Source organism: Faecalibacterium sp. Marseille-P9590 (assembly GCF_017377665.1).
In the GTDB taxonomy this organism is placed as follows: domain Bacteria; phylum Bacillota; class Clostridia; order Oscillospirales; family Ruminococcaceae; genus Faecalibacterium.
Genome location: NZ_JAFREF010000004.1, coordinates 200,587 through 214,222 on the forward strand (window position 1 = coordinate 200,587; position 13,636 = coordinate 214,222).

Sequence of the window (13,636 nt, forward strand, 5' to 3'; positions counted from 1 at the left end):
ATTTTCTGAGGCCGCTGCCCTGCCGGGGCAGCGGTCTTTTCGTGAGCGGATACACTTGAATCCCGTCATTGACCACAGCAGGGATTTGCGGTAAAATCATACTAGCCGGAGTGTCAGCCTGTGCGGCCCGCCCGGCTGAAGATGATGAATACAGGAGGTTTGTCCATATGAAGGCCAAAAGAATGCTTTCGCTGCTTCTCACAGCAGCCCTCATGCTGAGCATGGTGACCCCGGTGCTGGCCGCCTCGGCAGAGACCGAATTGCCCCGCGCCTCTCAGACCCGGCTGGAAGAGACGAATGAAGTCGTCTCCATTCGTCTGCAGGCTGCCGGAAAGCTGGTCTATGGCTCCCCGTTCGAGCTGTCGGTGGTCACCCGCCCGGCGGACGCGCAGTATATCGGCGTGGTGCTGGGCGTTAAGGGCGAAGCCAAGGGCTACGTCACTCTCGTGCTCTCCGATAAGCTCCGCACCCTGCTCAAGATGATACCCCTGCCCCGCAAGATGTCCAAGACCCCTGATCAGGTAGAAGAGTTCAATGTCTACGCCTATGTCAAACAGCTCATCGACGGCAACGACGTCAGTGTGCTGCTGGGCGTGGCCGATGAGGTCGTCAAGGTGATGGATACCCTGAAATTCTATATCCCCACCCTGAAGGATATGTCCATGGGCCTGAAGCTCTCTCTCGAGCTCATCCGCCGCTACCTTCCCGAGGGCGCGTTCAGCCGCATCTATCTGGATGAACAGCCCGTGGATTCGGGCAGCTATGTTGCGGGTGCCGTGGCGCTGGAATCCGGCGATTTGAACACCGCCGGTGTGGCCATGTTCAAGATAAAGCCCAAGACCGAGGGCGTCCGCCTCTACTGGGCCGAAGACCTGCCCGCCGGGATGACGCTGGCCGAGGCGGAGGCACACAATGTCGGCGCTCTGCTGGAGTCGGACGGCGTGGTGGTCGATAATGCCAAGGTCACCTGTACTTATAAAAAGAAGGGCCTGTTCAGCAGCAAGTCCACGGAGTTCCCGACGCAGCCGGGGATCTACACCCAGACGGCAACAGTCTCCGGCAACTATTCCTGTGAGAAGATCACACGGACCATCGTCATCAGCTAAAGGGTGCTGTTCTGAAAAAAGTAAAATGAAATGAGAGTGCCGCTGCACGAGGAATCGTGCGGTGGCACTCTTTTTTGCGTGTACACACGAAAACAAATTTTGGAAAAAACACACGCAATCTGTTATGTATACTAGTTTATTTCAAATAAAATTGTGCATGATGTATATATAAGAAAAATATCCACGAAAAGATTATGGTAAAAACTACAAAAAACCCTTGAAATGTGTCGGGAAAATGTTTATTATAGAATCACGGACGAAAAAATAAAAAGGGGGAATGAAGATGCTGGGGATGATGATGGATTTCCTTCGTGATTCTATAGATCCGGTGTTTGCAAAAGGAATGCTTACGATCTATAACTCTACAACATCGGTGATCATGGGGATTGCTGCAGTCGTGGCAATCGCTCAGCTCTTTCAGGAGAATAAGGATTCGGAGAATGATAAGGAGGAAGAGAAGCCTCTGAAGCGGTGTGCAGGAGAACTGTTTTTGGTAGTTGCAATTATCTTTTTTTGTTACGGAGAATACTGCAAGCTTCACTATTACGAGGTGCCAAACATCAATTTCTACGATAGTTATGAAAAGGTGGAAAATGAGATCTCCGCGCCCGGCAGTATAGCGGACATCGTATATGACGAGGCGGCGAACCAAAGAGAAAATGAGGACGTAGAGGAGAGTGATGGGGAATTCAAGGTGTACGGCATCAACTATGTGCCGGGAAGCCTTATTTATCATCGGATGGGGGAAAAGGTGGACATCATTCTCTATGTAACGTGGGACAAGGGTCGGAAACCCATACCGAAAGCTGAAAAGCTGGACTTCGAATTTGATAGAGAGAAGATCCAACCGTGTGCTGAGGACAAATTCAAGATAACCGCATCCCCCTTTTTGTTTTGCTCCAAGGCAAAATACTTGGGTGACAGCAGCGATATGGTGCTGTATAACTACTATGACCTTAGCAAGCATCAGGTAATCATATCGCTTCTGGATGCCGAAACGCGGAAAATTGTACAGATGAAACGAGGGCAGTTATCGAAACCGATGGTGTTTGAAAAATTGCAGCCCGGGATATACTACTATGCGGTAGAAGCGGACGGTTACAGTCCCTATGTTTCACCCTACTCCCTTCAAGTTGTAGCCGGAGGAAAAAAGGACGGATGGGAAGGAGCTTATGTTTCCATGCGGGAGACAAAAGAAGAGTCGGAGGACGAGGAATTCCGGGTGCTCGTATGGGCGGGAGACGATTATCCTCTGCCGAATACAAAGCTGAAAGCCTACATAGAGCACCCAAATGAACTGGAGGAAGAAAAGGAAAATTTCTATAAAATGGCCACAGATGAAAATGGATTTTTGTTTTTTGAAGAGGACCTCATGAACGGAGCAAGGCCGATAGAGAGGAGATACCAACTTTATTGGAACAGGTGGATGCTGCTTAGCTATGAAGATGAATCTCGGGATTCTGCTGTTGAGGTCGAAGTGAAGGATGGCCTCGGAATTGCGAGACTGGCCGAACGCTAAAAAACGAAGGAGCACTGCATTAGCAATGCTCCTTCGTTTTTTAGTTACATCCGGAACCGCCAGCCCCAGCCGCCGCCACAGCAGCAGTTGCAGAGCAGATTGAGCAAAATCATGCTCCAGCACCAGCGCATCAGCCCGCCGGGCTGGGCGTAGGTGGTCTGGGTGCGGTAGGTCTGGCCGGGGTTCTGCATCCGGCGCAGGTGAATCTGGTACTCGGTGTTGTTGGGGTCCAGCTGAACGGCGCGGCGGGCGTCCTGCAGCGCATCGATGCTGTTGCCGAGGCCCTGATTGGCCAGCGAGGAGAGGTAGTACCACCGCGCTGAGCGGCTGTTCATGCTGTCCAGCACCCGGCGGGCCTCAGCGTAGCGGCCATTGGCCACAAAGTTGCGGGCCGCCTGCATCTCGGGGCTGTCAGAGCCGGAGTAGCTGGCCCCGCTCTGCTGCTGGTAGCCGCCAAAGCCGAATCCGAAACCAAACGGGTCGAACCCGAAGCCGAAATCGTCCTGCTGCCAGCCGTTCTGGCTGTAGCCCGGATCGTATCCCTGCTGGTAGCCGCCCTGATAATAACCCTGCTGGCCGTAGCCGTAACCGCCGCCGGGCTGTCCGCCCATCTGGGGGCCGGTGTCGCCCTTGGTGATGGCGTCGTAAGCTGCCTGCACCTCTTTGAAGTGCTCTTCGGCGGTGGGGTCGTTGGGGTTCAGGTCGGGGTGCCAGCGCTTGCACTTGGCACGGTAGGCTTTCTTTATCTCGTCGTCGGTTGCGCCGCGCTGGATGCCCAGCACCTCATAGGGATCTCTCATGGGTCTACTTCCTCACGTCTCTCAGGCCATGCGCGGCCTTTTCGTTCCATACAATATTACAGTCTACAGGACAGTGCCTGCAAAATCAAGACAAAATCCGCCTTTTGGGCGGAATTGGTTACTTTTTCTGGGTCTCTTTGGCCTGCTTGCAGTTGTATTTGAGCCACACGCCGGAATACAGGATGTTCCGCAGAAGGTCCGCGTCCTCCACGCAGGGCAGACGCTCGAAGCTTCTGGCGCACCGGGCTAACAGCAGCTCGAAGATGTCCCGCATCTCTTCCTCGTAGCCGGGCTGACGGCTGAGGGAGCGCAGCGGATTGTATGCGCCCTTTTTCTCGTCCCGTGCCAGGTCATCGTAGGCGTCCAGCAGGTAGATGAATTTGCCCAGATGGAAGCCGATGCTCCGCAGCTCCGGCGACCAGTGGTCCTGCTTGTAGTCGAACAGCTCGGCCATCAGCTCGCCGAAGCAGCCCGACACAGCGTCAAGGTCCTCGCTGCCCTCGGCTTCCAGCTGAGTCAGCCGGTCGAGGCAGGTGCGGATGGCATTGCACTGTCGGGGCCAGCGCTGTGCGACGGTCTGAGCAGGGGAGTCCAGCAGCTTTTCGAAGCCGAGGCCCAGCAGGCTGTGGTCGTCGTTCCATTTATCGGCGGCGTTGTAGTAGTGGAGCGCCACGCTCATATCGGCGCAGTAGTCGGTGGGGCCGCTGTGCCGCCAATTTATCTTCCGGATGGGGTGGATGGGGCAGTGGCCGCTGCCGGTGACGCACTCGCTCTCACCCTCGTAGAGGCTGGAAAGCAGCAGATCCAAGAACGTCAGATCGTAACTCAGCGTCAGACGGCCCCGCAGGCCGTGGAGCGCACCGATGCGGCGGCAGAGGCCGCAGTAGGCCGTGCGGTAGCGGGCCTTGGCCTCGTCGTCCAGCGCGGCCTGATTCGGGATGACATATCCAAACATACGTTAGCTCTTCTTGATGAACTGAGTGCCGCAGCGGGGGCAGGAGATCTGGATGCGGCCCCGGCCCCGGGGAACGCGCAGCTTCTGGCGGCACTGAGGGCAGCGGTAATAGTGGTATAGCCTGCGGTTGTCCCACTGGTCCTTCAGGCCGCTGAACTTATTGCGGATGCGGTCCTTCACGGCGTAGTATTTATAATTTTCTTCGGTGCGCTTGGAGATGTTGCGGCTGAACATCCGGTAGTAGCAGAAGCCCAGCAGCACCACGCCAACGTACAGCAGCAGCGGCAGACGGGTGAGGATATAGACCAGGATCAGCACGAGAGAGGCGATGTTCAAAAACTGGTTCAGACCATCGGTGCCGTAGCGGCCTATCATGAACTGGCGGATCTTTTCTTTCATAAACGTCCTTCCTCATAAAAGAGGGGCGGATGCGCCGCCCCTTCTGTATTTTTCTGCTCTCAGGATACCATGCAACCATGAGAAAATTTTGAACAGAGTGCAAACCTATCGTAAAGAGACGGCGTTTAAGTGCCGCTCACTCCTCCCGGCAGCGGATGGTGAGGGAAACTTCGGTGTCCAAGGCACCCTCCATCCGGCAGTGGAGCTTGGCCGGGCCGGCCTCGCCGGTGGTGGCGAGATAGGTGCCTGCCATGCCGCCCCGCAGAGGGACGACGCTGGGGCCAAGGATGCGCAGCGGCCCCTCTACGCTCAGCTGAACGGCCTCACCACAGTAGGGCAGGAGATTGCCGTTCTGGTCGATGGCCCGCAGGCTCACGGCGGCACAGTCCCAGGTGGGACCGTCGGTCAGGATGGGATTGTGGACGGTGCATTCCAGCCGGACGCTCTGCACCGGCTCCTTTACGACGGTGCGGACGGCCCGGCCATGCCACACGGCCTCGAAGCGGTAAACGGCGGCGGGGCTGCCCAGCACACCGATATATTTGTAATAAAGCTGCACCAGCTCGTTCCAGCTCAGGCGCAGTGAGTACATCCGCGCCCGGGACAGGGGCGAAAGCTCCATAGAGTCCCGGCGCATCTCGTTGAGGATGGCGGCTACCTGCGGCGCGGCAGTGCGGTCGATGCCCTCGTATTTTTCAAGCAGCAGGCCCACGAAATCGTGTATCTCGATGGGCGGGTGGGGCAGAGCCGCAAAACGGCCCCGGCGGTCGGGGGTGAACTCGGCTACGAAGTCGTTGTCCCGGTAGAGCCGCAGGCTCTCGGCGTTGGTGAACGCCCAGCACGCCCCCGCAAAGCCGCCCGGATGGTCGCCCAGCGCCATGCTGGATGAAATTTCGAGCACGATGTCGGAAGGGGAGCGGGGCGTCTTCTGGCTGGCGTAGACGGCGGCAGAAAGCTTCGGGTTGCGGAACATGTCCATCACACCCTGATAGCTGATGCGGTCGCCGCTGCCGAATTCGCGGTGGGTGTTGTAGTCGGTCATGCACCAGCCGAAGCTGCCCGCCACGCCCTGCTGAGCGATGGCGTCGTTGAGGACGGCGGCGTAGCGCAGGGCCTGCGCCAGGCGGTGGGGCTCGTCGTCGAAGGGCTTGGCCGGGAACTGGGCGCCCTCGAATTCGCTGATGAGATAGCCTTTCCGGGTGTCGGGTGTGACGGCGGTGCGGGCCTCGCACCCGACGCCGCGCCCGTGGTAGGAGTAGTCGGCATAGGCGTAAACATCTTCCAGAAGCTGGCTGCGGCGGGTGCTGCGGGTACCAGCCGTGGGGCGGGTGGGGTCGAGGCGGCGCACCGTCTCGTTGGTGCGCTTATAAAAGCTCTCGTCGTCGGCGCTGCCGCTGACCCGCACGCCCCACAAAAAGATGCTGGGGTGGCTGCGGCACTGGCAGACCATCTCGCGGCAGTTCTGCAGAGCCTGCGCTTTCCAGATGTCGTCGCCGACGTGCTGCCAGCCGGGCATCTCCACAAAGACCAAAAGGCCCAGCTCGTCGCAGGCATCGAGGAAGGCGGGGCTGGGAGGAGTGGTGAGGCGCACGGCGTTGCAGCCCAGCTGCTTTTTCAGGAGCTGAGCGTCCAGACGCTGGATGCTGTCGGGCATGGCATAGCCCTGATAGGCGTAGCTCTGGCGGCGGTTGAGGCCCCGCAGCTCCACCCGCTGGCCGTTGAGGTAGAGCCCGCCCGCCACGAACTGCAGAGTACGGAAGCCGAACCGGCAGCTTTTCTCGTCCAGGACCCGGTCGGGCAGGCCGCCGGTGCCGGGACGGATGAGCCGGACGGTCAGGGTGTAGAGGGTGGGGTGCTCGATGCTCCACGGATGGACGCTGTTCAGTGCGCCGGTGATGGGCAGCGACAGCTCGCCGGTGTAGAACGCCCGGCTGCCCGAGGGGCTGCGTATCTCGGCCTGTAACGTGCAGCCGACGGTCTCGCCCACGGTGGCCGTGTAGATGCGGAAATCGCCCTCGGCCTTCGTCTCGATGAAGATGTCCCGCAGGTAGGCGGGCTCTTTCACGTCGAGGCAGACGGCGCGGCAGATGCCGCCGTAGGTCAGAAAGTCCATCTGCCCGCCGAAGGGCGGGATGTTCAAATCTTCGCGGCTGTCGCAGCGGACAGCCACCACGTTCTTCTGACCCAGATGGAGAGCACTGGTCAAATCGACGGTAAAAGCGGTGTAGCCGCAGCTGTGGTGGAACACCCGCCGCCCGTTGCAGAACACCGTGGCGTCATGGGCCACGGCTCCGAAGGTGAGCAGAACGGTGCGGCCCTCCCATTCTTTGGGCGCAAAAAACTCCCGCCGGTAGCCCGAAAGCTTCTGGTAGTCGTTCTCGTTGCAGTAATTGTAGGGCAGGGCCTTGACCGTGTGGGGCAGGCGCACCGGCTCAAGGGTCAGCTCCGGGCATTCCGGCCGCACGATGGCGGGGTCAAAGACCGGGGTGAAAAGCCAGCCGTCGTTCCAATCGTAGTGTTCCATGGCAAATGTTCTCCGTGGCAAAGAATACTTTAGTTCCTATGCTACCACAAAGTTATGAACGAAAAAAGAATCCGCGCCGGATTTTATCGGTTTCTGAATAAAATTTCAGAAAGAAAGGGCCGCGTTCCCGGCGGAAACGCGGCCCTTTGGAGAAAACCTCTCCGTCAGGCTTTGACTGAGAGGTTTAACGTATAAAGTTGGTCATGGGTCTGCGGGGATTCTCCGGGTGCTGGATGCCCGCGGCTTTGCCGGCCTCGATGCACCGGAGCAGCCAGGCCATGTTGCGGCCCAGCTCCTGCATGACGGCGCAGCCCTCGGCGTCCTGCAATACCTGCTCGGGGTTCGAACCGTGGACCATGGGCCAGTAGGAGCCGCTCACCAGCGGCATATGGAAGAACTCGGGGTACTTCACCAGCTGATCGAGGGCGCTGGTGGTGCCGGCGCGGCGGGCCGAGCAGCAGATGGCGGCGGGCTTGTAGGCCAGATACCTGCCGCCCGCGTAGGCGAGACGGTCCATGAAGCTGGTCATGTTGCCGGAGGCGGAAGCGTAATGCACCGGCGTGCCGAAGACGAAGGCGTCGGCAGTCTTGGCTTTCTCGATGGCCTCGTTGACCACGCCGCCGAAGACGCAGCCCTTGCCGGCAGCACAGCCGCCGCAGCCGATGCAGCCGCCCACGGGCTTTGTGCCGACGTTCAAGATCTCCGTCTCGATGCCGGCGGCGTTCAGCTCCCCGGCGATGAGGCTCAGTGCGGTATAGGTGCAGCCCTTCTCGTGGGGGCTGCCGTTGATGAGCAGGACTTTCATGATAAATACTCTCCTTTTGTACGCCCGAAAAAGCGGCGTTCTGGTATGATTTTAGCACATTCATGACCGTAACGCAACGAATCATGACACTGCCCTTGACAAAGACCGGCGGTATGACGATAATATGAAGTTACGATAACAGGAAAGACCCGAAGGAGGCCAAAACCATGCGAGTCATTGCAGGAGAAGCCCGCGGCAGACGGCTGGAAGCGCTGCCCGGCACGGATATTACCCGCCCCACCCTCGATCAGGTGAAGGAGGCGATGTTCAGCATCGTCCAGTTCGACCTGCCCGGAGCCCGTGTGCTGGACCTGTACGCAGGCAGCGGCCAGCTGGGCATTGAGGCTCTGAGCCGGGGCGCTGCCCGGTGCGTGTTCCTGGACGAGAACCGCGAGGCTGTGAACATCGTTATGAAGAACTGCAAGAACTGCGGCGTCTTTGACCGCAGCCGCGTCAACATCGGCGAAGCGGCCCGCTTCCTCTCGGCCTGCCGGGAGCAGTTCGATCTGGTGCTGCTGGACCCGCCCTTCCACAACGGCACGCTGGAAAATATCCTCCCCATCGTGGATAAGTGCGTCGCCCCCGGCGGCATCGTCATCTGCGAGAGCGAGACGAAACTCGTCCTCCCCGCCGAAGTGGGCGGTTTACAGCTGAAGAAGCAGTATAAGTACGGCAAAGTCCTGCTCTGGAAATATGTGAGACCCATGGCAGACGCCGCAGAGGAAGAAGGAGAAGCGTGATGAACGTCAACGAGCTTTTGGATACCATCGAAGACCTGCTGGAAGAGAGCACCGGAATGCCCCTTTCGGGCGGCAAGCGCATCGTGGATGTGGAACAAATTCGGGACTATCTCGATGACATCCGCGCAAACCTCCCTGTGGAGCTGCGTCAGGCCCAGTCCATCGTCAGCGACCGCGCTCAGCTCATCGAGTCGGCCAACGCGCAGGCACAGGCCATCGTCAAGAAGGCAGAAGAGCGCGCCCGCATCCTCGTGAGCGAGGCCGAGATCGTCCGCGCCGCCCAGCAGCGTGCGTCCGAGATCGTCTCCGCTGCCCAGACCGAGGCCCGCACCGTCCGCCAGACGGTCACGGATTACTGCGATAATATGCTGAAAACCACCGAGGAGACGATGTCTGAGAACGCCGCCCAGGTGAAAAACGTCCGCGCGAACCTGCGCCAGACCCCCCGCCGCGGCGTGTGATGAGCCGCTCCTGACCTGAATACAGTCCCCTGCGAGTAAAAATGACGATTCGCAGGGGCTTTTTTTGTAACATTTTGTAGGAAAAAAGCGCAGGAAAAAACTTGCATTCAGCGTTTCGATTTGCTAAAATAAAATAGAGTCGTCAGGTATCTTGACAGAGCAGAAAACGGGACAAACTCCCCGGGAGATGTCCGGCGTATCGGACGGCTCGGAACACGAAACGAAAGGAGGCTGGGCGCGATGACTCAGACAGAAGATTTGGCACAGTTCGACCCGGCCTCGTTTGAGCATATCCCCGTGCTTCTGAACGAGTGCCTCGACGGACTGAACATCGACCCGGCAGGCACTTATCTCGACGGCACGGCGGGCGGCGCGGGACACTCCCGCCAGATCGCCCTCCGGCTGGACGGCGCAAAAGGCGGGCGGCTCGTCTCCCTCGACCAGGACCCCGACGCGGTGCAGACCGCCAGGGCGCGGCTGGCCGGGCTCCCGGCCACGGTGGTGCAGATAAATTTCCGCTACGCCGGACAAGCCCTCGAGAGCCACGGCATCGAGAAGATAAACGGTGCGCTGCTGGACCTCGGTGTTTCCAGCCATCAGCTGGACGACGCGGCCCGGGGCTTTTCGTACCGGGCAGACGCCCCGCTGGATATGCGGATGAGCCAGCAGGGCGAGACGGCGGCAGACCTCGTGAACACCGCCAGCCGGGAAGAGATCTCCCGCATCCTGCGGGACTACGGCGAAGAGCCCTATGCGTGGCAGATCGCCGGCCACATCGTGGAGGCCCGCGAGACGGCCCCCATCGAGACGACTTTGCAGCTGGCCGACATCGTGGCCAGCGCCATGCCGCCTGCGGAGCGGCGCAAGAACAAGAATCCTTCGCGGCGCACGTTTCAGGCGCTGCGTATCGCGGTCAACCACGAGCTGGACGCTCTGGAGGAAGGTCTGGATACCATTTTCGACCACCTTGCCCCGGGCGGAAGGCTGTGTGTGATCACCTTCCATTCGCTGGAAGACCGGCTGGTGAAAAACAAGTTCCGCCGCTGGTCCACTGCCTGCACCTGCCCGCCGGAGTTCCCGGTCTGCGTCTGCGGCGGCAAGGCGAAGGCAAAGCTCATTACTCGGAAGCCCATCGAGGCCGACAAGCAGGAACTGGAGGAGAACCGGCGCAGCCGTTCTGCTCATCTGCGCGTTTTGGAGAAACTCTGAGCCGGATAAGACGCCGCTCAGTGTAAGAGGAGGAGATCAACTATGGGTCAGCCAGCTTATGATATGTCGTCTGAGGTGCGTCGCAGAAAAGCGCCTCAGACCCAGCGCAAGGTCGCACTGCGGGTGGAAAAAGGCGGCAAACGCCGTCTCAGCCCGTTCCAGGCGGCCATGCAGCACGCACTTCAACTGATCTCGATGGCGCTGCTGGCAGGCTTTGCGGTAAGCCTGCTGTGGAGCGAGGCCCAGCTGGTGGAGGTCAACGACCAGATCCAGAAGGCCAAAGCGGAACTTGTGAGCGAGCAGAGCCAGTACACCTACTATAACAGTGTCCTCAACAGCAAGACCAATATCACCAGCGTGGAAGAAGTGGCCGGGCGGCTGGGCCTCATGAAGATGGACCAGAGCCAGCTCACCTACATCCGCCTCGACAGCGACAGCGTGCTGGTGCGCAGGGAGTCGGCTGTCCACCAGTGGACGGATTTCCTGCACGACGGTGCCATGACCATTCTGGCTTCCGTCCGCAGCGTAAAATAAGCAAACAGACAGAAAAGCGTGCGGCAGCGCACGCTTTTCTGGTTTCTGCAGGAGAATACCATGCAAAACAAGCCCTCCAACGACCAGCATAAGAACATCTACTACCGCCTCCGCCGCAGCGACCCGCACGAGCGCCTCAGTGCGCGGCTGCGGCATTTCAGCTTCGGCGCGGCGGTATTTTTTGTAGTGGCGGCTGCGGGCATCGTCACCCACAGCCTGTATAACATCCAGATAAAACAGGGCGCGACCTTCCGCCAGTATGCGGCCCAGCAGCAGCTGCTGGACAGCACCATCCAAGCCACCCGCGGCGAGATATACGACGCCTCCGGCATCACGCTGGCATCCACCAGCGTAGTATGGACCATCTGGGCCGACCCCAGCTACAGCACGGCCCTCTTCACCAGCCAGACCGTCGAGGAGACGGGTGAGGCTGTCAAGACCGTGGACGAGACGACGCTGGCCGATGTGAGCCGCCAGCTCACCCTGCGGCTGCTCTCCGGCGACGGCGAGAGTCTGGACAGCGTAGATACCTCTTCGGCAGAATATCAGACCCAGTACCAGACCGTCCACGACGCGCTGGCCAAGAACGGGTCGTCCTATCAGGTGCTGGCCACCAAGGTGAACAATGCCGTCAAGCTCTCCATCGAGAAATACATCAGCGAATATAATAAAAATCACGCCAAAGCCAAGACTCTGGAAGACGGCACCGTCATCAAGAAGGGCCGTGTCTCCGTCTCTTCGTCCAAGAGTTTCCAGCGCGATTACCCCTACGGCGCGTTCGCCGCATCGGTGCTGGGCTTCTGCAACGGCGACGGCGAGGGCTTCTACGGCCTCGAAAAATCCTACAATGACACCCTCGCGGGCGTCAATGGCCGCACGATCACCCTCCGCAATGCCTACGGCAACGCCATCGCCGACGCCAACGCCACCACTTACGCCGCCAAGGACGGCTCCAATCTGGTGCTGTCGCTGGACGTCAATGTGCAGGAGGTCGTGGAGCGCTACCTCAACGAGGCCATCTACGCCAACACGGTCGAGAACCGCGGCGCAGCCATCGTCATGAACGTCAAGACCGGTGCCATCCTTGCCATGGCCTCGAAGCCTGACTTCGACCCCAACGCTCCGCTGGATTTCAGCGAGAACCTGGCCTATCTGAATGAGCAGGTGAACGCCGAGCCGGAAATTTACACCATCTACAAGAAAGACGCCAACGGCAACTATCTCCGGGACGAGCAGGGCAAGAAGATACCGGAAGAAGACCCCGACTACACCGGAACCTACCGCGACATCCAGTGGAAGAACAAGACCATCACCGAGCTGTACTATCCCGGAAGCGTCTTCAAGGTCATCACGGCCGCCATGGGTGTGGACTCGGGCAAGGCTACCTATTACACCACCTTCAACTGCTCCGGTGCCTACGGCGTGGCAAAAGAGACGTACCACTGCGCCGGTAAGAAGGCCCACGGCGTCCAGAACCTCGCCGAGGCCCTCCGGAACAGCTGCAACATCTACTTCATCCAGCTGGGTCAGCGGCTGGGTTCCAGCGTCTTCTACGACTACTTCGACGCTTTCGGCTTCACCGAGCGCACCGGCGTGGACCTGCCCAACGAGACGGGCATGATGAAGTATTACACCAAGAGCCAGCTGGGCGAGGTCGAGCTTTCGTCTTCGTCCTTCGGTCAGGCAATGGCCGTGACCCCGCTGCAGGTCTGCACCGCCATCTCGGCAGCCGTCAACGGAGGCTACCTCGTCACCCCTCATGTGGTGGATAAGATAACCGACCAGAACGGCAACGTCGTCGAGGAGATCGGCGCGAACGTCCGCCGTCAGGTCATCAGCAAGAGCGCCAGCGAGACCATCCGCCAGATCATGGAGTATGAGGTGGGCGACGGCACCACCACCGGCGGCGGTTCCAACGCCTACGTCGCGGGTTACCGCATCGGCGGCAAATCCGGTACGTCCGAGCAGCTGAACATGGAGCGCCGCGCCGACGGCGACTACAAGAAGGTCGCCTCCTTTGCCGCCGTCCTGCCTGCCAACGACCCGGAAATTCTGGTCTACGTCATGCTGGACGACCCCAACAACGCCCACACCGACTATTCGTCCATTCTGGCTGCGCCTGTGGTCGGCAACATCATCAGTGAGATAGCCCCCTATCTGGGCATTGCCACCGACGGCATCGACCGCAGCCAGAATACCGTCAAGGTGCCGAACCTCGTGGGCAAGGAGTGGAGCAATGCGCAGGTCTCCCTGAATACCAAGGGCCTCAAGCATCAGCTCGTGGAGAGCGAGAGCGACCAGACCGCTGCCGTCGTCACCTACCAGTACCCCCACGCGGGCGCAACGGTGGCCAGCGGCACCACCATTTATCTTTACACCGATACCTATTCCGGCAGCCACACGGAAGTGCCGGATGTCAGCGGCAAGAGCGCCGACTTTGCCCGCCAGATGCTGACCGCCGCCGGCCTGAACTGTCAGGTGGCGGGCGACAGCGCCGGTACCGTGCAGAGCCAGAGCGAGGCCGCCGGCTCCAGCGTCCAGAAAGGCACCGTCGTCACCATCACTTGCGGATAAGGAGATTTAT

The 13,636-nt window shown here is 59.6% G+C and carries 11 protein-coding genes and 1 pseudogene; 7 read left to right on the plus strand and 5 right to left on the minus strand.

The window, feature by feature from the left end; translation table 11 throughout:
- Nucleotides 1–167 precede the first annotated feature (167 nt).
- Both J3349_RS07130 and J3349_RS07135 read left to right on the plus strand, forming a co-directional pair.
- The gene (locus J3349_RS07130) at nt 168–1,106 is read left to right on the plus strand and encodes a hypothetical protein (protein WP_207676912.1); all 939 of its coding nucleotides are present in this window, start codon (nt 168–170) and stop codon (nt 1,104–1,106) included.
- 283 nt (nt 1,107–1,389) lie between these two features.
- Nucleotides 1,390–2,625 (plus strand): hypothetical protein, encoded by a 1,236-nt coding sequence (locus J3349_RS07135; RefSeq protein WP_158396252.1) that lies wholly within the window; start codon nt 1,390–1,392, stop codon nt 2,623–2,625.
- 44 nt (nt 2,626–2,669) lie between these two features.
- Here the strand turns inward: J3349_RS07135 and J3349_RS07140 are convergent, their stop codons facing one another.
- From J3349_RS07140 to J3349_RS07160, 5 genes are all read right to left on the minus strand, one after another.
- Complete coding sequence (locus J3349_RS07140) at nt 2,670–3,425, minus strand: J domain-containing protein (RefSeq protein ID WP_207676913.1); 756 nt, start codon at nt 3,423–3,425, stop codon at nt 2,670–2,672.
- A 118-nt stretch (nt 3,426–3,543) separates the two neighbouring features.
- On the minus strand, nt 3,544–4,380 hold the full coding sequence (locus J3349_RS07145) for a DUF5685 family protein (RefSeq protein WP_207676914.1): 837 nt from the start codon (nt 4,378–4,380) through the stop codon (nt 3,544–3,546).
- A 3-nt stretch (nt 4,381–4,383) separates the two neighbouring features.
- Nucleotides 4,384–4,779, minus strand: a complete 396-nt coding sequence (locus tag J3349_RS07150) for a hypothetical protein (protein ID WP_207676915.1) — start codon at nt 4,777–4,779, stop codon at nt 4,384–4,386.
- A 136-nt stretch (nt 4,780–4,915) separates the two neighbouring features.
- The gene (locus tag J3349_RS07155; RefSeq protein ID WP_207676916.1) at nt 4,916–7,303 is read right to left on the minus strand and encodes a glycoside hydrolase family 2 TIM barrel-domain containing protein; all 2,388 of its coding nucleotides are present in this window, start codon (nt 7,301–7,303) and stop codon (nt 4,916–4,918) included.
- A gap of 184 nt (nt 7,304–7,487) precedes the next feature.
- On the minus strand, nt 7,488–8,108 hold the full coding sequence (locus tag J3349_RS07160; protein WP_207676917.1) for a flavodoxin family protein: 621 nt from the start codon (nt 8,106–8,108) through the stop codon (nt 7,488–7,490).
- A gap of 155 nt (nt 8,109–8,263) precedes the next feature.
- Here J3349_RS07160 and rsmD point away from each other — a divergent pair.
- The 5 genes and pseudogenes from rsmD to J3349_RS07185 all read left to right on the plus strand — a co-directional run.
- Nucleotides 8,264–8,848: pseudogene (rsmD, locus tag J3349_RS07165) on the plus strand (16S rRNA (guanine(966)-N(2))-methyltransferase RsmD); the annotation flags it as partial.
- Nucleotides 8,848–9,309, plus strand: a complete 462-nt coding sequence (locus tag J3349_RS07170) for an ATPase (protein ID WP_207676918.1) — start codon at nt 8,848–8,850, stop codon at nt 9,307–9,309. The pseudogene rsmD and the gene J3349_RS07170, both read left to right, overlap by 1 nt.
- Nucleotides 9,310–9,549: 240 nt before the next feature.
- Nucleotides 9,550–10,518, plus strand: coding sequence for a 16S rRNA (cytosine(1402)-N(4))-methyltransferase RsmH (gene rsmH / locus J3349_RS07175; RefSeq protein WP_207676919.1), 969 nt, complete (start codon nt 9,550–9,552; stop codon nt 10,516–10,518).
- Nucleotides 10,519–10,560: 42 nt separating this feature from the next.
- On the plus strand, nt 10,561–11,052 hold the full coding sequence (locus tag J3349_RS07180; protein ID WP_149793630.1) for a cell division protein FtsL: 492 nt from the start codon (nt 10,561–10,563) through the stop codon (nt 11,050–11,052).
- A gap of 60 nt (nt 11,053–11,112) precedes the next feature.
- Nucleotides 11,113–13,626: a penicillin-binding transpeptidase domain-containing protein gene (locus J3349_RS07185; RefSeq protein ID WP_207676920.1), complete on the plus strand. Its 2,514-nt coding sequence runs from the start codon at nt 11,113–11,115 to the stop codon at nt 13,624–13,626.
- The last annotated feature ends 10 nt before the right edge of the window (nt 13,627–13,636 follow it).